Below are 21636 nucleotides of genomic sequence, written 5' to 3'. Positions count from 1 at the left end.
ATTTTAGTGTGCTATAATTTCTCATTTCACCAGTATGATCCCAATATAAAGTCATATTTTGGTGGAGAGAACCATTCGTATCCTGCGCCGGGCGAGAGAGTTATTTCACCAAAAACAATTTTGTCGCTTTTAGGTTGGTATAGATCTACTCTTGCAAATTCCAGGTCCTCTCCCAACTTCTCTGCTATCCCAATCATTTCATCTAGCATTTCAGGCTCATCAGCTCCCTTTCCTTTGGGGTATTTTATCGTATAGTCCTCAAGTTCCCAGTCTGGGCCGTACATGCAGCGAGAATGCTCATCAAACCTGCCTACGTCGACTTGTATGCATTCAACTTGACCATGAAATACAAAAAATTTAAAATCGACTGGAACCTTGTACTTGTCAGACTGTATTTTATTTTCTACAATTATTTTCGGATCGATCCTTTGATACCAGTATTCATTTGTTGGTGATCCAAACTCAGTTTGAAGCCAGTTCTCACATTCAGATATGATTTCGTCAAAATCTACAGTACTCTTATCATCAACAATGTTAATCATATCACTGCCATGCGTGCTTTTGACTACGAATTTGTTAGGGAGATCTTCGAAAGGTATATCTTGGGGCTCTTCAGTCACCCAATATACTTCGTTGAGGATCTCATCTCCAACTTTGTCTCTCACGTATTCTCTAACCGCATACTTGTCTGATAATTTTGTGTATAGATCATTATCTGTATGGAGTTTCCGGTTGGAGATTTTTTCATTAAATGTTTGCGGAAACTCTAAGCGCGGCCAATAACCCAAGAGCGGAAACATAACAATCTGTTCATACTTCTCCTTCCCAACTACCTTCTTTAATTTCCGGGCTAAGTCTTCACTCTGTAGACAGTAAGCCCAAATCTCTTTAGCTAGATGTTTTGTTCCTTGCTTCCGTAGTATGTCAGCCGACTTTGATATTTTAGGGAGCATAGTTCCGGATTGGATATTAGCTATGTTTAGGTGGATTACAATAAAGTCTGCTGTAGAGCCTGTATAATAATCAGCCAACCGTGTCTCAGCATATATGCACTGGCTTCGCTCTTCTCTACGATCGGCAAAATCAAAATCTCGGAAACAGATATCCTAATGGCGACTGTGAGGCCGTTTAGGTTGATAGCGGGACACCGGCACTGGCTTACTATCGACAAACACAATGTCGAAGCTACGTCAATCGCTGTGGCGAAGAGATGGTGCTGTCTATCCGAGAACCAGTAATATTCAATTATTGATATTTCGTCAGCGAACGAAGCCTTGTAACCCGTTTTCGGCGGTCTCCGGTCGACGTGACTGAAGCAGTCCGAAAACGACGAGGTTCGACGCTTCCACTCTCGAAAAATCCGTTCGACAGCGTTCCGATTTCCGTGGCGGCATATTTGAAATCGTAGTCCAGATCGTTGAAGTGCAGCTTGGAGGTGTTGAGCGCCATTGACGAGAAAGACGGCAGTTTCGATATCGTGTTTTTACCGAAGTTCGCATAGGAAAATTTCTGTGAGGGTAGTAGTCGTCGCAAACAGTCAGGCGTGAAGCAGTTCGTTCGACTGCGGACCGGCAGCGGCGTACAGCCAGAATTGCTGATCGTTGATTCGAATCGCTGTTTCGTCTAGCGCAGTCTGATTCGGAGACTTACCAGATTCTGGCTGTAGATCGGCTTTCTGAACCCAATCATGGACCGCTTTTCGACTGCGTTGGACACCCAGCGAGTTGAGTAATTCGACGGTATTCGACAACGAATGTCCCGCAACGTGCGATTGAATACCCAACGCCATCGCCGACTTGGGTGTCCGCTCGCGCTCGATAAAATCCAAATCAATCCATTTTCTATGACCGTTGAGGCGGGCGATTTCGCCATAGACCAGCAAGAAATTTCCTCGCCTCACTTTTCACGCTTAACTAAACACGACCCGTGAACTTCCTCAAAAGCCTTTATTATCAGCGCTGGGTTCCGTCAGTCTCCGTTGTATTGGTGCGAAAGCGCCACAATCAATGTTAACACTCAGCGGACTGACTTCCTAAAGTGGGTGAAAGCTCTCATCCGTATTGGGGGTCTCTGGAAGTTTTCTCAATGTGGTTCTGTATAACTGAGCTAACCGCCAAGTTGTGTCGAAAGTAGGCGTGAAAAGTATTCTTTGACACGGTGCTGTAAGGAATGTGTGTTTCAAAATCTATTCAGATGGTATAGGTAATCCAGCGCGCATTAGATTGCGCACTCTGTTACTCATAGATATTAGTATGACCGCATAAAGAAATCCACCACAAAGAATCATTCCTGATAAAGAATATATCGAATCTACAACTATGGAATTTTGAATAAAAATGAGGAATACACTCATAAATATTCCGGCGATGAGTTGAATAGTATGTAAGCGGCTGGTTGGCGAAAAATCATCAAATTTTCTCATAAGATATAGGACTCCACCACTAACCCGAATCAATTCAGCAAAGCCGGATACGATTATGAGACTTATTGGCCCAAAGAAGTATAACAAAGGAATACCGAATAATAAATTGAACACCAGACCAACTGTAGTTAGCCGCAGCTCAACTTCGGGCCGGTCAATACCCTCTATCGCTGCCATTACAGGGTTAGAAAGAGACATAAATACCCGAATAAATGCTATAAAAATAACCAACGATACAGCGGGTGAGAAATCTTCGCCATAAATAATAGTTATCAGAGGCCCTCCTATACCAATCGCCCCGAACAAGATCGGGATAGATATAATTGGCGCAAAGTCCAGCCCCTTTTCAATCTCGTCTACTAGTTCAATTGAATTCCCGTTTTGGTGTAAATAACTAATTTTGGGCATTATTGTATCACTTATAGTTTCTGCAAGAAAAATACTAAGCATAGTTATTTGCCAACCTACTCTATAGTATCCTGCTGCGGTTGTACCGACAAGTGCTCCGATTAAAAGTAGGTCAAGACGTGAGTATGCTGCATAGAGAAGAGAACTTATTGAGCTGAAGCGTGCGAAGTCCCAAATGCTTCTCAGCAGTGAATATGAAGGAACGGCCGGCTTAGCATCAATCAGTGCAATCAAGATGATTATTAAGCCGATAGTGGGTATCAAAAGCCCTAAAGCCCAGCCCAAAACTTTGAATCCAGATATAATTAGAGCTAATTGTAGTGCGACAGCCCCGCTCTTTCGAATGGCATTAGTCCACAAAAATTCGCTTACTTTTCCCCGCCCTGTTACAAGAAGTCCCAAAATTGTAAAAGTTCCAGTAGCAGCGATTAACCCTATAAGATATAGAGACGCATAGTCTACAGAAATCATGGAGTTTATGATATTATTTAGGGGTATAAAAATAATAGTAATTAGTATCGACCAGCCTACACTCACACCAAGGAGTATAGTAAGAAGGGGGCCCCTCAAAGAGTCGCGTTCAGAGACTCTTTTTTTTGCTGCTGCTCCCACTCCATGGATGGGTCGTGCTGCTAAGTCAGAGAGGGCTAAAATAAGGGATACAGCACCGAAAACTGTAGGTCCAAGGAAACGTGCGAAATAAATACTTCCAACAAACCCAATAGCGGCGGTTATAACTCTAGCGGTTGTGCCAGAGATAACCTGTTGTCCAAAATTTGTTGATAATAATTCGTCTTCTGAGGACATTTAGCTATCCCAGACTCGTATAAAGGGAGCGTACTCTTTCAACGCAATAGAGTCTACCAACCGAGGGGCCCACTTAGGATGCCTAGGCAGAGAGATAGACTAATCGCCAGGCCCAATCAAACCAAGTAACAGACCGGGGATGTTCTTTGTGGTCAAACCAAGACTGCGGAATGCGTTGCAAGTCAAATCCTTGTTCTACTGCTCTTATAGCGAAGTCCGTATCACCATTGTGTGATCGTAGTATTTCATCAAACCCTCCAACTGCTCGCCAGAGATCCTTGTTGAAAGCCATAACCCTACCCATAATTAAACCAATCATTGACTCAGCCATCCCAACTAATGTGTTTTTATTAACTAATTCTACTACATCAGTTAATGTTGATTTAGAAAATGAGATGTCATCATCTAAAATGACGACAATATCTGACTCACACATTTTGACACCTTTATTCCTCGCTTCATTGAGAGTCCCTTCCCTAACCACGTGGGTGGGTATCTGTTCTGGAACCGAGTTGAGTGTCATTACTTCATCTTTAATACTTGGAATAACTACCTCGTAAGCCATATTCAATTGTAATCTTAGGATGGTGTAAAACTATCTCTACGTAGCCATCCATGTTTGAGGCTATCATAGAAAGGATAACACACCAGTGAGCAGAGAATGACAGGTGAATGACGAGCGCCACAAACTCTAGGCCATCTTTCTCTCAGATGCATATTCTAGACGCACATATGTCCGTTGGCGCTATCCGAGTATCCTTATCGTCCGATAGCAGTCCTCCGTGTTCGGTTCCGCAGGTTGAGGGTTAGAACAAGAACACGGGGCAACAGAAGTATCAAAGGGAGTATTCTGTATTTTCATTCGAGACGTCTATGCCACCACAGTGGTCATCAGGGAACTCCGCGATGAATTGATCTAGCGATAGTGTAGGTTGGATGGTGTTCCGTTCTAGTGAGCCTGTCATAGAAAGCGTCACGTGCGAAGCAGCAGGGTTTGGAAACTGTGTCCACCAGCTCCAAAGCCCTGCAAAACGTAGCTTCGGTCAACGAGTTCTTGAATGCAGCGGCTACCGAGACGGTACCGCTGTTCGAGCATCTTGAGTTCGAGTTTCTGCTGGATTACGACGTGTTCGCCCCCTCGAAGCGGGGGCGAACACGAGTTCACAAACCACCAGACCTCTTTCGCGGCTTTCTACACTGCTACTACGAGGATGTCTACGGCACTCGTCCAGTCACACGAGAACTCCAACACAGCCTTGTCTGGTACTACTGCGGTCTCGACAAACCGCCATCCAGAGACACCATTGACCGGTTTCTCACTGATCTCGAACACGTCGTTGACGATGTCTTCAACAGACTCGTCGAGCAGGCCGCCGCCCGCGGCCTGCTCGACTCCACGTACTCCATCGATTCGACTCACGTCGAAGCGATCCAACACAACGACGCCGCATCGTGGAACTACGATCCAACAGCCGAAGAGTACTACTACGGCTTCGGCTGTACAATCGCCTCAACCGGCGCGAAGATCCCAATTGCGGCGGAATTCACACAGGCTAAACAAGCAGATCAAGAGACGGCGATGCGCGTCACGCGTGACGCGCTCGCCGTCGATACACCGGTCTGGATGCTCGGAGACAGCGCCTACGACATCCTCGATTGGCACGACCACCTGCTGGCCGCAGGGGTCGTGCCAATCGCTCCATACAATCCGCGAAACACTGACGACCCGAAGGACATCGAGTACAGGGTCGAAGACCGAATCGAGGAACACAGCGAGGACGTTCAGCTGAAACAATCTATCTTGGACGAGACGTATAACAGCCGGACAGGAGTCGAACGAACTAACGACGCAGTCAAGGATTGCGGCCTCGGGCACGTCCGCGCCCGAGGCCGCGTCCACGCACGAACAGAAGTATTCGTTGCGCTGTGTCTCCGGCTCGTCGTTGCAATCACCAGCTTTGAGCGGGGCGATAACCCTGGCCGCGAGAAGCTCAAGCTATGAGATGGATTCTATGACAGGCTCTTCTAGTAGTTGATTCATCGGTTCTTATTGACTTTGCGCTAGTTGCCGAGAACACATTCAGTATTCGTTGAATAGGTCGCAGACGGTAGTATGCTCAACAAGACCTTCCGAATCAACTCAACAAGTACGCGGGCCCATCCAGATAATGTCGACACCACGCGGAACTGCAGTCGAACAAATCAGACGACACGGAGAACGAAGATGTGAGTATAAATACGGGTAGAGTGACGAAGACGAGGGCAATTATGACTATCGGTAGTTCCCATCAAGATAGCCAATAATCACGACTGACGAAGTTAGATTCTTAGAGAACGTCTGGTTGGGTGATTATGAGATTTCTCTATTAACCAGACACCGTTCTTACGGCTTCTGACCTTGAAACCTTAGCGCTTGATTTACTGGACGAAATACCGATCCCCGGAGTCGAAGCCGCAGCCTTCGACTCCGGGATCATTCGCCAGACGCTCCTCCAAGCTGCTGTTGACCAGAAGTCTGTCAAAGCTGTCACCGACACCACTTGTGGAACTTACTCCGACGACTACACGCTCACACAACTGCACACCGTCCCACCTGAGGAACTCGAAGCTATCGTCAACAACCTCTTCGTTCAACAGGCGGAGATGATCCTCAGCCCCAGCCCGAGGATCATCTGCCTCGACTTCGTTGATATTCACTACCACGGCTGTCCACACGCTGAAGCTGGCGAACTCTATCACTCGAAACCACGCGATGGCACCTCGCAGTGCCATCGCTACCTCGCCGGGTTCGCCCTCTGCCGAGCCAAACCTCTGATCGTTGCAGTCACGCCTGTCCGTGGCGACGAGCCCACAAGCGACGCGGTTGAGCGACTGCTCGACCACGTCGCGGCCCTACCATTCGATGTCGCTGTACTCCTCGCTGACCGTGGCTTCTACGACGGTGCATCTATCGAGCGACTGGATGCTGCCGCATCAGTCGCTCTCCCAGTCATCCGACGGGGGAAACAGATGGCCGAAAAACTGGACACGACCGTTTCCTACTGGACGAAGTATGTGATGTACAAGGGGAGCGAGCGGGAACTTCGCTTCCCGCTCGCGGTCTGCGTCTCCTATCAGCAGGGGAACCGAGACAAACACGGCTTGCTCGTTCGGGCTTACGTGGCGTGCGATCTGGCCGATCGCACGTCCAAGGAAGTCGAAACCCTCTATCAGCAGCGCTCATCTATCGAGACAGCCTTCCGGACGATGCGTCAAGCACGTGCACGGACGAGTACGACCGATCCGGCCGTGCGGTTGCTGTATATCTTGGTGAGCTTCCTGTTGCGGAATATCTGGCTCATCGTTCGGTGGGGCGTGCTCGCCACGCCGCGGCGCGGCGGGCGAGCACTCCCTGTCTGGTTCCGCTTTGAGGTATTCCGAGAGTGGATTGACCATGCACTCGACGAAACGTTACGTCGGAAGTGGGAAGCACCGACCAACCAGGTCGGTATCCCGCCGACTTACAGCCAGCTGGACGCGGGCTGAAACCGTCCGCGTCCACCGCCAGCCCTCTGCTGAGCGATGGCTATAGCTCTTATCTCGGTGACGGCACTCTCACTATCGTGAGACCGCCGTCTTTGTTCGACTGACTGAATCGGTTCCACTGATCTCGTCTATTCTGTACCAGATATCGAGTCAGCAATCAGGAACGATGGGAACTACCGACTATGGCTACGATTATATAATCACTTCGACAGAGGAAAAATTCCGATTGCAGCGGCCGTCACACAGCAAAAGCAGGCAGATAAGATATAGACGTATATGTTTGTTTATGATTGGTTGATATATATGAGCGGTGCAATGACCACAACAAGATGGCCCTCGTGCCGGCTGCTTCTCACGATGTAAAAGAACTAATCATCCACTCGACACTAATTATAGGGTCGAAGATAGCATTCCGCATCAAATTGATCACGTTGAGGCGAAGGCGAAATAGTTAGTGTTGGAAGAGAAAACAATCATTGGAGAACGATTGGCGCGGGCAAAGGTTGCAGCCTCAAGACGACATCCATCTGAGTATTCGTGCGAAAACGCGTGTGCCTCGGTCTGTCTCTTGCAGCTAATGATTTTGATTGCCAGCTACGAACAGGTGCCTCCCCGAAGAGATTTCAGCCAAGGCGTTCCAATGGTTCTGTAATATCCCTGACTAACTCTTCTGTAACCTCAACCAAGTCTTTGGCTGGGGATTTCCAAGTGAGATTTTGAGCGGCTTCAACACAATTCTTTTCTTCCAATTCCCGAGCCGATTCTACCCCACTAATCAAATCGTTTGTTGTGATACAGCAACTACTCGGCAGGCATTCGGCTGCTCCACATCGATCAGTAGTAACAACGGGTGTGCCACAAGCAACCGACTCAAGAACAACGTTACCAAATGCCTCAAATCCTGTAGGGTGAACGGTGACTGCAGCGTCTGAATAGATACGTCGAAGCTTTTCAGGACTAACTCGACCAACTGCTTTTACACTCTGACTATTTATCTGAGAGGGTCCTACCATAATCACAGAGTTATCTGTTGATTCTGCGAATTCAATTACTTTAGATAGCCCCTTACGTTCAGAATTCCCAACAAACAGGATGTACTCATTGTCCAGTGACCCAGGGTCCGGATAGAAGCGGTTTGTATCAACTCCGTTATGTGAGATCGTAGAAGGAGTCTCGAGGTTGTAGTGCTCTGCCCATGCTTCTCGGCAAAGTTTACTATTAAAAATCAAGTGATCCGACATGTCCAAAGAACGGTTATAAATAACCTTACGTAAAGGCTCCAGAAGGCGATCCCCTATCGATTCATGCAGGGGGAGTCCTGAACGTATATATGCCTTTGTCTCTTGATAGCAGTCGTGCCGTTTCGATACGGTCGGTAGAGGGATATGATAGGGAATTTCTGTGTGGGTGACACAAGCATCAAAATTATCAAAGTCAAAATCAGAAAGAAACGCTTTCAATGCAACAGGAAACAAAACGAAGTGTCCTTTCCTATGTCCAAATTGTAGCTTATATAATTCTTCAGTCGGTGGCTTATCATCTAATAATTCATCTCTACTTTGTGGGCAAACACCAGTAATAACAGTTATTTTGTGACCCATGTTGACAACACTTTGGTACATATTGCTTAGGTGATATGATATGCCACCCAAAGTATATCCTGGCCACTCTCTGGTTATGACGAGAAAGTGCATACTTTTATTTCATAACTCCGACTGAACTGTTTCCATTCTTCCCTCATTAAGATGATGCCTACCCGATCTATGGGTTCCCCAGTTGGTGAGTAAAGTCGTTGGAGTTTAACCCATACGTATTCCAAGGTAGATTGATGGTTGATGTCGGTATCCTCGGCACTTAGAGAGTCCTTTCACGCGGCGACCTCCTTGTGGAGTGTCACCGTTCTGGGAATACGCTGATCAGAGTACTTGTGCTGGAGGTGATTGAATTTGAGCTCCACTATGCTGAGTCATCCCTGAACCTTGGCGTGAGCCGAAATTCAAATCTCTCCAACAGCTTACGCGCCTCGTTTGTACTGAAGTGCTCGTAGAATACTGCCAGTTTGTGTGTATTGGAGTGTCCAGTACCACCTGGAAGCAGCCCAATTCAACTAGTGCTCACCGACAATATACCTCGTGAGAGTCACTTAGTCCGGGTTTTTCGCCGAACTTTGACTGTGATAGTCCGCTATCCCTTGAGCGGTGTAAGACAAGAAACAGACTTTGCTTCCTGTAGCCGTTGCAACTCCTCAGTAAGTCACTCGGACACCAAGTGGTGAGAGCCGGGTCCCCCAGACATCCTCTGTTGGCTGCCGAAATCGTGTATAGCAGGCCGGCATGACGGACGTCTGTGTCGTCACGACAGCAGCGAACACATTGTGATCCTTAGTCCCGTCCTGTCGCCGGTACAGTTGACGACTGACCCAGCGTGCCGTGACCGAAGCTGACCCACACACCTCGTAACGAGTGAAGTACCGTCATGGGTCCCCGCCCTTCGTTGAGCTATCAATGGCCTGAATGACGACCTCTGGGTCTCGAAGTAGCCGATGTTCCAAGTAGCTCCCTTCACCCTGTCCGCCCCCTGTATGATTCGATTCAGTCACCCCGAGAAACGACTGTTCTTTCAGCAGTCGGTACACGCGATCCTCGGAGAGCGGATCCGCTCCAGCCTGCTCCGCGACCTTCAGATAGAGCGTATAGATCTGATGGGTTCGAAACGCCTCCTGTTCTGGGTTGTCGACAGTAAGTAGCGCCAGCGCTCGGAGAATGTATTTCACATGTGGCGTCGTTCCACGAACGAGTTTCTCGAAACGGTTCACTTCTGCTCGCTGGACGGCGTCATCGACATGTGAGACTGTGACTGTTCCTGTCCCCTGTTTCTCAGCGAGACGGCCAGCTTCGTACAGCGTATCGATCGCTTTCCGTGCATCCCCGTGTTCCTTGGCTGAGAGGGCCGCGACCTTCGGGATCACGTCGGGCTCCAACACGTCTGGTTTGAAAGCGTCTGTCCGGTTTTCCAAAATCGCCCGTAACTGGCCGGTATCGTAGGAATCAAAGACGAGTTCATTCTCCTGAAGACTGGAGTCGATGCGTTCGCTCAACCGCTCGTGATATTCGATTTTGTTGCTGATACAGATAGCACCGACGTGGGCCTCCGCCTTCCCGCTCTCTCGAGCTCGGGAGAGGCTGCGTAACAGTTCGTCGTCTAGCTTGTCGATTTCATCGAGAATCACGACAAGTGAGTTAATATCGTACTCCGCAAGCAGGTCCCAAGTGATGTCACGGTAGTCGGCGGCTCCGATCCCGACACGCGGGACGTCGATATCTGCGTCGAGGTTCGCCGCCAGTTTACGCGCCATTTCCCGGCTTGCCTTGGCATCGGTCTGATAATCGGAGCAGTCGACATACGCCTGCTGAAACGAAACGTCATTAGCTTGTGCCTCAAAGTGCGCCTCACGAGACACACACCTCGCAACGAGTGACTTTCCGGTCCCGGTCTTCCCATATATGATCGTACTCTCCGGTGGGCCGCCGACCGTTGCCGGACCGAGTGCTTGCCCGATAGCATTGACTTCGTCGTCTCTGCCGACGACCCGCTCTAGATCAGGGACGTGGCCGACTCGAACCAACTCCCTATTAGCAAATATGCCGCCAGTTTTGAAGATATTATCGTCCTCATTCGAGCCAGACATGATCTACCTTATCAGAACCATCTCTGTGATAACCGTGGCGATCAAGAAACAAGTGAATTGGAGAAGGGTATAGATGAGCACTACTGGGACTACGGAGCGTCTTCAATGTCGACCCAGAGGTGTACCTCCCGATAAACATTATTCACAGTTGGATCAGATGGCGGCTCCCCAACATAGAGTAAATAAGTCAGCCGATAGTTTGAGCCGGAGGCCTTTGGCGTTACTGAGATATTTATCTGCACAGTTTCTCCATTTCTAACGGTACTACTGACTCTCTGTAATTCGGTTTCTGAGACAAGTATCTCCGTTCCATTCCTATCTGCAAACCGCTGTAAAAGGACAATTACGGTGTATTCAATTGTCTCGCCTTCTTGATTGTTGATACCAAGAGCAAAAAGTTCGGGACTACCGCGAGTAAGCGAAGATGGGTAGTCTGTCGCCACAAATTCCCCATCACTATTTTCAGATAGAAGATAGAACTCTGTAATATCAGCGTCCCGCTGTTCACCGAACCCGGCACCAGCAGAAACTAGTGTGATAATGAGCATAATTACCAATGCAATATTGAGAGCTAGCTTAGGAGTTGCCTGCTCGGTGGAGAATTTTGAACTCGTCCTACGGGTAACCTCCCAAAGTATCGGTTGAGTCCGGTCTTCTGGTGGAACACTGAATCGCCGTACCGCTGCAATCGGGAGGCAGGTCACGGTAATGAGCGCTAGTGAACTATATATGAAAACCGGATTAATCCCTCCAGGTCTCAATCCCAAAGCGAGCGCCACCAAGATCAGGAGTGAAACACTAATTCCGAACGCGAACACAAGATATTCTAAGACCGTATCGGTCATCCCAGCGGCCTGGTTCTCGGCGCTCTTCCGCCTGGCTTGAGGTATGAGCGCAACAGCAATAGTATATCCTGGAACAAATAGAAGAAATATTAGTGCGAATATGGGCCGTATTGGAGTTTGATCCAGTGGTGGAACAAACACAAACAGACCAGTTACCAGGGTAAAAATAGCAACAGCGATGAGGTCAGATAAGATGATTGGGTCCCACTCCTCTTCTTCAAAGAGTGACAGCATGTCTATTATTCATATCCTTCTGAAATAAGAGTATTCTCCTCCTGAAGACAAGCACTTTGATTCATCATGAGCTTGACCGTGGACCACCAATCACAGAAACGTATGTAGCAGCGGTCTGCTGCGCCCGGAAGTAACCCTCTGCATAAAAATCGATGATTTCCCTCTGAAAAACCGTTTCAATATTATGATGAACACCCACTTATCGTAACCTTTGTATATGTCGGTGCAGCACCCGAGGCTACTTACATACACGGCGTACCCCGTATTTGCGCTCCAGTTTCTCAGGAGTGTATAGTGTAGAAATTGCCGATTCAGACAATTATAGACGTATCATCATCGGCGCTACTATGACTATCCTCCTAACCGCACTGTAAATGTTCGAATGCTAATACTACTAGGCGTGTATTGCTATCGACAGCTGTTTTTATAATCATGTCTATACTTATCCTATATTTTCCAGCCGAAATCATAGATAAAAACACTCCGAAGGTCAGCGAACGGATTTGAGCAGGTCTATGCCTGGGGCCCCATCGTGGTACCAAAATATTGCAAATATGATGGTTATGAGTATCTCGAAAGTACGGATCCAGTTTCGAAGATTCTGTTTTTTCGGTACCCTCTGTGCCATCCAGACTGGTTTCTGTTGAATTGCTGTCTCAACGTAATTGATATTCGATAACATCTGAACGATATTATCAGCAGGTATGGTGAAGGGCCAAACTAAGAATGATATCTCGATGAAATCTCGTGCCACTGTTCCGTGGATGATAAATATCGACGCATCTACAAACGGTTGTAAAATCCAGCTCAGCCCGAATGCAAAAGCTATCTTCCCATCTTGGATATACTGTCGACAGATGAGGGTCAGGATAAAAATAGCGGGGAACACTACCAGTACTGAGTGGGCGACAGTCCGACCACTCACAAATGGCTCCCCAAGAAATATCAAGGGTTTGTCAATAATATCTGAAAACTGAGAACCAACGAGGATTGCAAGGGCTTCACGCTGGCCGGGAGCACGACGGAAGGCAGAATGAGCGTACGATGAAAAAGCTATGTATGCAAAAGCAAGGTGTGCGTGAGGTAGCATACCGCTGAATCAACATTTGGTAAGATACAACATCAATACTAGCACACTAAGCAAGCGAATTTGGTTTCCGAGTCTCAAAAATACCGGTCGTTTAATCTAATCAGCAGTTTATTGATCTGAAGGCATTCACTATATTCTCACGCTCTCCGCTGTGTCGGAACAGGGGTATTGTAGCTTATCAGTTCCACATAGTAGCACGATATTTGTTGAGGTGCGGCTATGCTTGACATATATCACATCGAATTAACAAAAGCTTGGGGGAAGCGAAGCGCCTGTGGGTATCGGTGGTAGAACCGATACCAACGACGTTTCTAATATTGACACCGGGACCGGTGACGAGACTGACACTGAGAATGACATTCAGTCTCCCCAGCTTGGGAATTGCGATTTACCAGCAAAGAGAGTTCTGGACTTATAGATCCCACACAGCGAGAATTCCGAGGGCATTGAAAGGATACTAAATATCTGAATAAGCGACTCAATGAGATTGAATAGAAGTGGTCTATCGGTTGCTCCTACCTAGTTCAAATGTCTTGGTGAAAACCTTCATCGATAATATGTGAAGGATGTTCTCTCTTGGCCGTTTATGAACAGGCCCTAGTAACTAGCCGCTATACGAAACCGCAAGGCTTGAACAGGATATCAGCAGAGCAAAATTCAAAGAAATATAGGACGAAGGCTGAGTCTACGGTCTATCATCTACCCAAATTTGAGTAGTACGTATAATACACCGATCAAAAGCGTATATAACTATATGTCGGGGGAGATTTATTTTTATATTACATCTAAGAAGTATGGTGACGACACCCTTCCAATATTTCTCGAGCGCCATTAATAGTCGAATCCCAAAAAAAGCGCGTTTAGAGCAATTAGCGGATGCTCTTTTGAAGATTTCCTCATCCTGGGTCCCTCACGGTGTCGATATATTCGACCGTGAATGGGATGTTCTATTAATTCTTGACACGTGCAGGGCAGACGCGATGGATCAAGTGGCGTCGGAGTATGAGTTCCTCGACTCTGGAACGACAGTATGGTCCCGAGGAAGTGCAACGCGTGAGTGGGTTGCCCATACGTTCACAACTGAAAACATAGACGAGATCAGAAATACAGCACTGGTAACAGCAAACCCCACAAGTAGGTGGGGGCTACGGCACGAGGCTGAACCAAACTGGCCGGAGTTTTCAAAAAGATTCACAAATTGGGATACTGTTGAACCCCACCACTTCTGCGAATTCGACGAGGTGTGGAGATACGGACCAAAGAACCCGTTCAGTGGGACTGTGATGCCATACGCTGTAACAGACCGTGCGATATCGACATGGCGATCCACACGCGCCAGCCGGATGATTGTGCACTACCTCCCGCCACACATACCATATGGGGCGCGTTCAGTTAAACAGAATCGACCACTAAACGATATAGAGAATGATCCATGGAACGCCCTAAAAAGTGGCACCTCTAAAGAACAGGTCTGGAACGCGTACATAGAAGAACTCGTTTTCGGACTGGAGAGCGTTGAAACAATCATCACGGATATTGATGCCGATAAGATAGTTATCACATCCGACCATGGTGAGTCATTTGGTGAATTTGGCATCTACGCACACCCAATGCTTCCTCTTCCACAGCTACGAAAGGTTCCATGGGTCGAAACAACAGGCCAAGGCCAAAATGAATATACGACTCATATAGAACCGACAACTGTGGACGGCAATACTGAACAAAAAGTCGAAAAGCAACTTGAGATGCTCGGATATCGCTAAGTTAAACTGATGGCGGGCACTGAGACCTCTGTCAAAAACGCAGTAAGGAGGTGATATAGCGTTGTCAGCATCTTCGATACGCTATTCACCCGATTTTTCACCTACAGTGAGTAAAGCTGGAATTTCTTTCCAATGGGCTCTACGGGTATCGGCCGAACCCACGTATGACCTCAACACGGGAGCAGACTGGGTGTATTCACTCCTGCGGCAACTGCGTTGTGGAAATAGGAAGCCCGTTCTCAGCGAGTGCCTCAGCGCGAGCGGGGTAGCTGACAGGATTGCTCAATACCAATGGGTGTCAGTAAACCTTGCATAACAATGTACGTACAAGATAAATCTTAGTGTGACTCATGTCTGTCAACCTCTCAGGCAGCAACGTACTCGTTACGGGTGGCTCTGGGTTCATCGGCTCCTTTCTGACCGAAAAATTGGTTTCACTTGAAGCCAACGTCAGAGTAGCTGATAACTTTTCGCGTGGCGAGGTATCGAAATTGGATTCAGTCCAAGATAGTATCGAGATACTACCCGTTGACCTTACGACGCAGAAGGGATGCATTGAGGCAACTGAAGGGATTGATTACGTTTTTCACTTAGCCGCAAGCGTGGGTGGAATTCATTACATAAAAAAAGAGAACGTCGGAGGACTCACCCCCAGCGTTTTGATGAACCAGTTTATGCTTGAGGCCGCGCGAATCAACGATGTTGACCGCTTCCTGTTTGCATCGAGCGCATGCGTGTACAGACAGCAACATGATGATTTGAATCTTTTCTCTGAAGATCAAGCGATCCCAGCTAATCCACACAGCACTTACGGATGGGCCAAACTCCTTGGCGAAATAGCTTGTAGCGCATACCACACAGATACAGACATACAAACAAGTAGCGTCCGAATTTTCAATTGCTACGGTCCTCGTGAGAGCTTGGACCCAGAGAGCAGTCACGTGATTCCGTCTCTCTGTCGGAAGGTCATTGAGGCATCTGACGGCGATGCGATTGAACTCTTCGGAGATGGATCCCAGCAACGAGGGTTCATATACGTAACTGACCTTGTTGACGGGATGATTAAGGCGCTATCTAAGAAAGCTGACGGAAATCCGATTAACCTCGGGAACTCTACAGAAGTAACTACTATTGAGGACCTTGCTGGGATGATCATTGAAATTAGTGGGAAGGACCTCTCGCTGAAATACGATCGCTCGAAGCCAACCGGGACCGACAAGTACGCCTGCGATATGACAAAAATGGAATCTGAGCTTGACTGGGAGCCATCAGTAGGGCTCAAAGATGGACTCAAGCGGGTCTACAGATGGGCCGAGGTAGAACTAGATGCACATCAATCGCCGATTCAAGCCGAAGGGGGCCAGCTATGATCGACTGGGGGGATGAACGCGTACTAGTGACTGGTGGGGCATCATTTATCGGGAGCCATCTGGTCGAAGATCTCGTCGGAGAGGGGGCAGCCGTTCGGGTCGCCGACGACTTTTCTAGCGGTGAGAAAGAAAACCTCAGGGCGGTAAGGAATCAAATAGAGGTGGCTGAAGGGGATTTGAAAAACACGGAGTTCGCCCTTGAAGTTACAAGCGGCATTGATACTGTCTTCCACCTTGCTGCGGATCACGGTGGTCGTGGGTACATCTCTAATTATCCCGCTAACTGTGCAACAAATATGTCTCTAGATAATATCGTCTACGAATCTGCGGCAAAGAACGATGTTAAGCGAATCACGTTCGCCTCTAGTGCGTGTACGTATCCGACTGACATCCAACAAGACCGTCAACGACTGCAAGAAGATATGGTAAGCTTCGATGAGCGAGGTGGTGCATACGCCGATGAGGTGTATGGGTGGGCTAAGCTCATGGGTGAACGTTCGTTACAGGCGTACCACGAGCAGTACGATATTGATGCGAGTATCGTCCGTATCTTTACCGCTTATGGGCCGCGCGAAAATGAAACACATGCGATAATCGCGCTAATGGCAAAGGCGTACGCAAAGCAGGATCCGTTTCAAATCTGGGGCGACGGTGAACAAACTCGCAACTTCACGTATGTGAGAGATATAACTCGGGCACTCCGGCTTGCGGCTGAAAATATTACTGATGCAACGCCGGTTAACGCTGGTATTAGGCGTTATGTCTCTATCAATGAGGTTGTCGATTCAATATTTGAGCATCTCGATTGGGAACCAAGCGAAGTAGAGTATATGACTGACAAGCCAGTTGGAGTTCGACACAGGGCTGCAGACACAACCCGTGCTGAAAATCGCCTCAATTGGGAGCCAGAGTACACGCTCGAAGAGGGGCTTGAAAACACGTTAGACTGGTATCTGAATAATAGGGACCGTGACTACGTAAAATCAAATCTAGAAACGCTTCTCCACGAACGGTAATATGTCCGGGGATAATAAGGAGTACCTACTGGTTACCGAGTACTTCCACCCAGATACAGCGTCAACCGGCCAACTGATGACGGATCTGGCTGTCGGGTTACGTGAACGTGACCTAAACCTGACAGTATACACGGGTCAACCGAACTACCACAGTGGTGATAACGAACAGCAGCCAACTTATTCAACTTACGAGGGCGTTTCCGTTCGTCGTATCAGGGCTCCACAAGTCCGACAGTCCTCACTACTGCGCCGGCTTATGAATTGGACACTGTTTACGGCTTGGATGACAGTCCTGCTACTTATTGAACGGGTTGAAGGTGAACGGGAGCTGATATTTGTTACCTGTCCGCCGTTCATGTCTGCTGCAATGTGGCTTGTCTGTACTGTCCGAGGGTGGGAGTACACGTACATCGCATATGACCTATACCCTGACGAACCTGTCGAGCTTGGATATTTACAAAGGGGTGGGTTTGTCCATCAAGTTTGGGAGTTTTTTGACAGAACCGCTTTCCAAGATGCAAAACACGTTGTTGCACTCGGTCCGGTAATGAAACAACGCATCACCGCGAAGGCGGGTGCATCATTCGACACGACCAAAGTCAAGATTATACACAACTGGGAAGATGAAGATTTTATTACACCGATGGAAAAATCCGACAACTGGTTCAGCAAAGAACATGACCTTGAAGATACGTTTACAGTCCTTTATTCTGGGAACATTGCAACGTTTCACGACCTGGAAACACTAGTCAAAGCAGCAGCAAAATTGGATGATGCTGATATCCAGTTCTTGATCATCGGCGAAGGCGACAACAAGGACCGAATCACTGAGTTAGCGGAGGAGTTAGATGTCCACGGCGATACCGTTCGTTTCCTACCATATCAGCCATGGGAAGACCTGCCTTACAGTCTTACTGCCGCCGATGCTTCGGTTGTAGCGGTAAAGGAAGGATTCGAAGGTATTGTTGTCTCAAGCAAATTGTACACTGCGATGGCTGCTGGACAGCCGGTACTTGTGATTTCTCAGCCCAACGATGACGAAGCACAAATTGTTGACCAGTTCGATGCAGGCGTTAATGTTGAGCAGGGAGACGCTGAGGCAGCTGCAGACGCTATAGAATGCTGGCAAAATAACCCGGAGTGTGTTGAAAGGCAAGGTCAAAACGCTAGAAGAGCTTTTGAAGCAAACTTCGTCAAGGAAACTGCCATCGACAACTACTATGATATGCTCACGGGTACGTCTCAGGTCGAACAAAAGATAGGGAGGAAGTCTCGACTATGACTGATGATACCGTCGATAACGTACTACTAATCACATACGATTCACTCCGGTACGACACTTGGGATCAGATTCAGTCTTCACTCGTCGCAGGTCCAAAACTGGAACAAGCTGGTGTCAGCTTCGAGAAAGCGTTCGCAACTGGGCCGGGTACATCACCGTCATTCCCTGGGATATTAACTGGGACGCTCCCGCTATCTTATGACGGCCTCGGTCCTTTGATAGAAGAGAGGCCTCGAGTTGCTGTTGAACTGCGGAATCGAGGCTTCTCAACAGCGGGGTTCCACAGCAACCCCTTCCTGTCGAGTCATTTTGAATACGACGTCGGGTTTGATGAATTTAAAGATTACCAGAACCCGATGATGGGCATTGCGACGAGGATATTCCCTCGTGGAATCGAAATAAACAATCCAAAGTTTGAACGTATCGATAACTTAATAAATTTAACAGGAATAATAAAATCGGCGTACCGTCACATCAGTGGGAAATCACGACCGTATGTCAGCGCTGAAGTAATAACGGACGATACAATTAGTTGGCTACGAGACGCGGACCGCCCGTTCTTCTGTTGGGCCCATTATATGGATGTACACCATCCCTGCTTCCCCCAAAAGAATATAGAGAGTCTTTCGGCGTCGAACACGTCGACATGGAAACTGTCTCTGAACTGTACTCGATGCTGCTTGATGACTCCACAACCCTTACCAATGAAGAGATCGGGAAGATGCGTAATCTGTACAGAGCAGCTATCGTCTACGTAGATGGCCAAATTAACCGACTTATTAAATCACTTGAGTCAACTGGCCAACTAGCAAATACACTAATAGTCCTAACCTCGGACCATGGCGAATTGTTCGGTGAACATGGCCAATATGGGAAGCCGGAGCGGATGTATGATGAATTAATCCAAGTTCCACTCGTCGTGGTAAACGGGCCGGCAGAAATCAGCAATGCAACCGATGACTTAGTAAGTCTGCTCGACCTCCCGCCGATGTTCCACCAAGCGACCGATATAGGTATCCCAAACGAGTATGAAGGACAAACAGTCACGTCAACGACCAGAGACTATATTGTTTCTGAACATGAGGTTGAAGGGAACCCGATTGTTGGCGTACGGTCTGAAGATTGGCTCTACGAAATAGACGAGTTACGGGATGAGGCCCGCCTCACTGAGATACAGACCGGGCACGAGATACAGTCTATGACGCAGGCCGAAAAGGAGGCAGTAGCTGATATCAAAACGGCTGCGGAACGGCGGGTAGACTGTATCGAATCAGATGTCGGATCAAGTAACGAGCCACATTTGGAACGGGATGTGGAATCTAGACTTGAGGACCTTGGCTATCGGTAGCTGTGTTCCCGCTTAGTCACTCTGTCACATCAGGAGGTCCCACACTTTCCGTATGACAAGTGACCACCTCTATTAGTGATAGTAGAGTATCAATCCGACATGAACCTCTCTCAAGGATCCCTTGAAAACGAAAAAGTTCATTTGGGCAAAATACATCGCACAACAGTTCTCTGCTAGAATAGCTCATGTACTCTCGCCTGAATTGAACATAAAATCCGATTTTTCTCTGCCATACGTGAGATGGAGTCGTCAAGAGAGCCATCCATAGGGTGTGAGACGGATTCTACGACACGCTGTCTAAGTGACCTAAATCAACTCATTTGTCCACGTTTCGGGAGTTTGTTCGTTGACAATCTCACACTCAAGATGGTATTCAAACTCCTTCGCACCACGCTCCTCGATCCAAGCCGCCATCTCCTGTAGACCGTCACGGAGGGTATATTCTGCCTCGTAATCGATCATATTGCGTGCCTTATCAGCCGAGCAGTTTGCCAGTTTAACCTCTTGTGGCCGATCTGGCTTATAAATGGGATCAAGATCGAACTCGAGAATATCGGCAATTGTTTCAGCAAGGTGATTGATGGTTATAAACTCATCATCGGGACCGATATTGATGACCTCGCCAGTAACATTATCGTAGTGGGCGAGTTTCTGTAGCGGTCGCACATCGTCTTGGATGAAAGTGAAACAGCGCTTCTGTTCGCCGTCGCCGTAAATGATTGGCTGCTTGTCCTGTAGCATCCTGTTTATAAAAATTGCAGCGACATTTCTGAATGGGTCGTCATACCGTTGTCGTGGCCCGATAATATTATGTGGTACAGCAATAACATAGTCGAACCCGTAGATATCAGCCATCAGCTCAACCATCTCTTCTGCAGCTACCTTGCTTACGGCATATGGGTCCTGAGGTTGTGGCTCCATGTCCTCAGTAAACGGCATATCGTTCTCTCCATACCGCGACATACTGGAACAATAGACGAAACGGTCGATACCAACGTCCGCGGCTGCGGTGAGTGTCGCAGTCGTCGCTTGGTATATGCTCTGATTGATACGACTGGGGGAGAATACGCTGAGTCCTTCATATGCGAGCGCTGCGGTGTGATACACAATATCAGCACCTTCCATTGCTGACTTCATGCTCGAAATGTCCTTACAGTCTACTTCGTGGAACTCGGCATCTGCCGGGATGTTTGCCTCATATCCCCCGACAAAGTTATCATTCCCAGCAACATCGTACCCTTGTCTCAAGAATTCATCAGCAAGATGACTTCCCAAGAACCCTGCTATCCCAGTTATAAACACTTCGTCGGCCGTTTCGGAGTGCCTGTCAGTCATACGTCTACCTAGTAATAAGTAATCACGTAACGGAATTAATTATAAACAGACTATCATTTAGAGCGGACAGTTAGGAATCGCATTCTACCTCAAGACAGTCCTGAACTGAGCGGACATTTTATATAGTGTTTAACAAAATGCATTCCAGAATTCCACACAGCCGGTTAGTTGAGAAGTTTGTTTGCTGAAGATGTGGCCACGACTGACTGTAGTCGCTCAGAGAGTTCATCGGGATGGTGTGCCTAGCGGACGGTTTTTGCGGTGTATCGGGCTGTCCCTGCGAATCGCCCATTTGACGACCGGTTCTACCGGCAGTCATTGACAGGGATGCCGCCTTGCGAGTGGCCTCGCTATCGCTGTCGGTAACCGTGCCGACAGCGACAGCTCCCCTATCGGCATTGTCCAACCGCTATCGACAACTCCTCGCGACAGAGCATGTAACTCACGTCAAGCCAACTACCATGGGTACTGAATCTAGTCAGCCAATTGAATATTCAGAGCTG

The 21636-nt window shown here is 48.0% G+C and carries 15 protein-coding genes and 2 pseudogenes; 8 read left to right on the top strand and 9 right to left on the bottom strand.

The annotated features are described in order from the left end of the window. Nucleotides 1-26 precede the first annotated feature (26 nt). The 4 genes and pseudogenes from ACODNH_RS18930 to ACODNH_RS18915 all read right to left on the bottom strand — a co-directional run bounded on the left by ACODNH_RS18930 (nucleotide 27) and on the right by ACODNH_RS18915 (nucleotide 4202). A complete protein-coding gene (locus tag ACODNH_RS18930) occupies nucleotides 27-953 on the bottom strand; it encodes an ATP-grasp fold amidoligase family protein (RefSeq protein WP_434530818.1) in 927 nt (308 codons plus the stop codon). 306 nt (nucleotides 954-1259) lie between these two features. Further along, nucleotides 1260-1879 (bottom strand): annotated as a pseudogene (locus tag ACODNH_RS18925) (IS6 family transposase). A 306-nt stretch (nucleotides 1880-2185) separates the two neighbouring features. Continuing rightward, nucleotides 2186-3637, bottom strand: a complete 1452-nt coding sequence (locus ACODNH_RS18920) for an oligosaccharide flippase family protein (protein ID WP_434530817.1) — start codon at nucleotides 3635-3637, stop codon at nucleotides 2186-2188. Nucleotides 3638-3719: 82 nt separating this feature from the next. After that, nucleotides 3720-4202: a glycosyltransferase family 2 protein gene (locus ACODNH_RS18915; protein ID WP_434530816.1), complete on the bottom strand. Its 483-nt coding sequence runs from the start codon at nucleotides 4200-4202 to the stop codon at nucleotides 3720-3722. 438 nt (nucleotides 4203-4640) lie between these two features. On the opposite strand from ACODNH_RS18915, the gene ACODNH_RS18910 reads away from it, so the two are divergent. Both ACODNH_RS18910 and ACODNH_RS18905 read left to right on the top strand, forming a co-directional pair. Next, nucleotides 4641-5639: a transposase gene (locus tag ACODNH_RS18910; protein WP_434530815.1), complete on the top strand. Its 999-nt coding sequence runs from the start codon at nucleotides 4641-4643 to the stop codon at nucleotides 5637-5639. Nucleotides 5640-6007: 368 nt separating this feature from the next. Further along, nucleotides 6008-7162, top strand: a pseudogene (locus tag ACODNH_RS18905) (ISH3 family transposase); the annotation flags it as partial. Nucleotides 7163-7785: 623 nt separating this feature from the next. Here the strand turns inward: ACODNH_RS18905 and ACODNH_RS18900 are convergent. From ACODNH_RS18900 to ACODNH_RS18885, 4 genes are all read right to left on the bottom strand, one after another. Further along, entirely contained in the window at nucleotides 7786-8856 is a 1071-nt protein-coding gene (locus ACODNH_RS18900) for a glycosyltransferase family 4 protein (RefSeq protein ID WP_434530814.1), read from the bottom strand. A gap of 779 nt (nucleotides 8857-9635) precedes the next feature. After that, nucleotides 9636-10850 (bottom strand): Cdc6/Cdc18 family protein, encoded by a 1215-nt coding sequence (locus ACODNH_RS18895; protein ID WP_434530813.1) that lies wholly within the window; start codon nucleotides 10848-10850, stop codon nucleotides 9636-9638. A gap of 89 nt (nucleotides 10851-10939) precedes the next feature. Next, a complete protein-coding gene (locus tag ACODNH_RS18890; protein ID WP_434530812.1) occupies nucleotides 10940-11929 on the bottom strand; it encodes a DUF1616 domain-containing protein in 990 nt (329 codons plus the stop codon). Nucleotides 11930-12419: 490 nt separating this feature from the next. Continuing rightward, a complete protein-coding gene (locus ACODNH_RS18885; RefSeq protein ID WP_434530811.1) occupies nucleotides 12420-13019 on the bottom strand; it encodes a metal-dependent hydrolase in 600 nt (199 codons plus the stop codon). Between the two features lie 794 nt (nucleotides 13020-13813). Here ACODNH_RS18885 and ACODNH_RS18880 point away from each other — a divergent pair. From ACODNH_RS18880 to ACODNH_RS18855, 6 genes are all read left to right on the top strand, one after another. After that, complete coding sequence (locus tag ACODNH_RS18880; RefSeq protein WP_434530810.1) at nucleotides 13814-14782, top strand: hypothetical protein; 969 nt, start codon at nucleotides 13814-13816, stop codon at nucleotides 14780-14782. Between the two features lie 350 nt (nucleotides 14783-15132). Then, a complete protein-coding gene (locus ACODNH_RS18875; RefSeq protein ID WP_434530809.1) occupies nucleotides 15133-16152 on the top strand; it encodes an NAD-dependent epimerase/dehydratase family protein in 1020 nt (339 codons plus the stop codon). Then, nucleotides 16149-17168 (top strand): NAD-dependent epimerase/dehydratase family protein, encoded by a 1020-nt coding sequence (locus ACODNH_RS18870; RefSeq protein WP_434530808.1) that lies wholly within the window; start codon nucleotides 16149-16151, stop codon nucleotides 17166-17168. The genes ACODNH_RS18875 and ACODNH_RS18870 overlap by 4 nt, the downstream gene beginning before the upstream one ends. A gap of 1 nt (nucleotide 17169) precedes the next feature. Further along, on the top strand, nucleotides 17170-18450 hold the full coding sequence (locus tag ACODNH_RS18865) for a glycosyltransferase family 4 protein (RefSeq protein ID WP_434530807.1): 1281 nt from the start codon (nucleotides 17170-17172) through the stop codon (nucleotides 18448-18450). Next, nucleotides 18447-19208: a sulfatase-like hydrolase/transferase gene (locus tag ACODNH_RS18860; protein WP_434530806.1), complete on the top strand. Its 762-nt coding sequence runs from the start codon at nucleotides 18447-18449 to the stop codon at nucleotides 19206-19208. Before ACODNH_RS18865 ends, ACODNH_RS18860 begins: the two co-directional genes overlap by 4 nt. Beyond that, on the top strand, nucleotides 19097-19798 hold the full coding sequence (locus tag ACODNH_RS18855) for a sulfatase-like hydrolase/transferase (protein WP_434530805.1): 702 nt from the start codon (nucleotides 19097-19099) through the stop codon (nucleotides 19796-19798). Before ACODNH_RS18860 ends, ACODNH_RS18855 begins: the two co-directional genes overlap by 112 nt. A 306-nt stretch (nucleotides 19799-20104) precedes the next feature. On the opposite strand, the gene ACODNH_RS18850 is transcribed toward ACODNH_RS18855, so the two are convergent. Beyond that, a complete protein-coding gene (locus tag ACODNH_RS18850) occupies nucleotides 20105-21133 on the bottom strand; it encodes an NAD-dependent epimerase/dehydratase family protein (protein WP_434530804.1) in 1029 nt (342 codons plus the stop codon). Nucleotides 21134-21636 lie beyond the last annotated feature (503 nt).

Source organism: Haloarcula sp. NS06, from assembly GCF_051122755.1.
GTDB lineage: Archaea > Halobacteriota > Halobacteria > Halobacteriales > Haloarculaceae > Haloarcula.
The sequence above is the reverse complement of the archived record's forward strand: the minus strand, read 5'-3'. Positions and strand labels throughout refer to the sequence as shown.

Excerpts from the sequence above, each read along its gene's own strand:
- ACODNH_RS18865 (WP_434530807.1), top strand. The coding sequence starts at position 17,170 with ATGTCCGGGGATAATAAGGAGTACCTACTGGTTACCGAGTACTTCCAC.
- ACODNH_RS18900 (WP_434530814.1), bottom strand. The coding sequence starts at position 8,856 with ATGCACTTTCTCGTCATAACCAGAGAGTGGCCAGGATATACTTTGGGT.
- ACODNH_RS18930 (WP_434530818.1), bottom strand. The coding sequence starts at position 953 with ATGCTCCCTAAAATATCAAAGTCGGCTGACATACTACGGAAGCAAGGA.
- ACODNH_RS18850 (WP_434530804.1), bottom strand. The coding sequence starts at position 21,133 with ATGACTGACAGGCACTCCGAAACGGCCGACGAAGTGTTTATAACTGGG.
- ACODNH_RS18915 (WP_434530816.1), bottom strand. The coding sequence starts at position 4,202 with ATGGCTTACGAGGTAGTTATTCCAAGTATTAAAGATGAAGTAATGACA.
- ACODNH_RS18855 (WP_434530805.1), top strand. The coding sequence starts at position 19,097 with ATGGAAACTGTCTCTGAACTGTACTCGATGCTGCTTGATGACTCCACA.
- ACODNH_RS18870 (WP_434530808.1), top strand. The coding sequence starts at position 16,149 with ATGATCGACTGGGGGGATGAACGCGTACTAGTGACTGGTGGGGCATCA.
- ACODNH_RS18920 (WP_434530817.1), bottom strand. The coding sequence starts at position 3,637 with ATGTCCTCAGAAGACGAATTATTATCAACAAATTTTGGACAACAGGTT.
- ACODNH_RS18890 (WP_434530812.1), bottom strand. The coding sequence starts at position 11,929 with ATGCTGTCACTCTTTGAAGAAGAGGAGTGGGACCCAATCATCTTATCT.
- ACODNH_RS18885 (WP_434530811.1), bottom strand. The coding sequence starts at position 13,019 with ATGCTACCTCACGCACACCTTGCTTTTGCATACATAGCTTTTTCATCG.
- ACODNH_RS18860 (WP_434530806.1), top strand. The coding sequence starts at position 18,447 with ATGACTGATGATACCGTCGATAACGTACTACTAATCACATACGATTCA.
- ACODNH_RS18895 (WP_434530813.1), bottom strand. The coding sequence starts at position 10,850 with ATGTCTGGCTCGAATGAGGACGATAATATCTTCAAAACTGGCGGCATA.
- ACODNH_RS18875 (WP_434530809.1), top strand. The coding sequence starts at position 15,133 with ATGTCTGTCAACCTCTCAGGCAGCAACGTACTCGTTACGGGTGGCTCT.
- ACODNH_RS18880 (WP_434530810.1), top strand. The coding sequence starts at position 13,814 with ATGGTGACGACACCCTTCCAATATTTCTCGAGCGCCATTAATAGTCGA.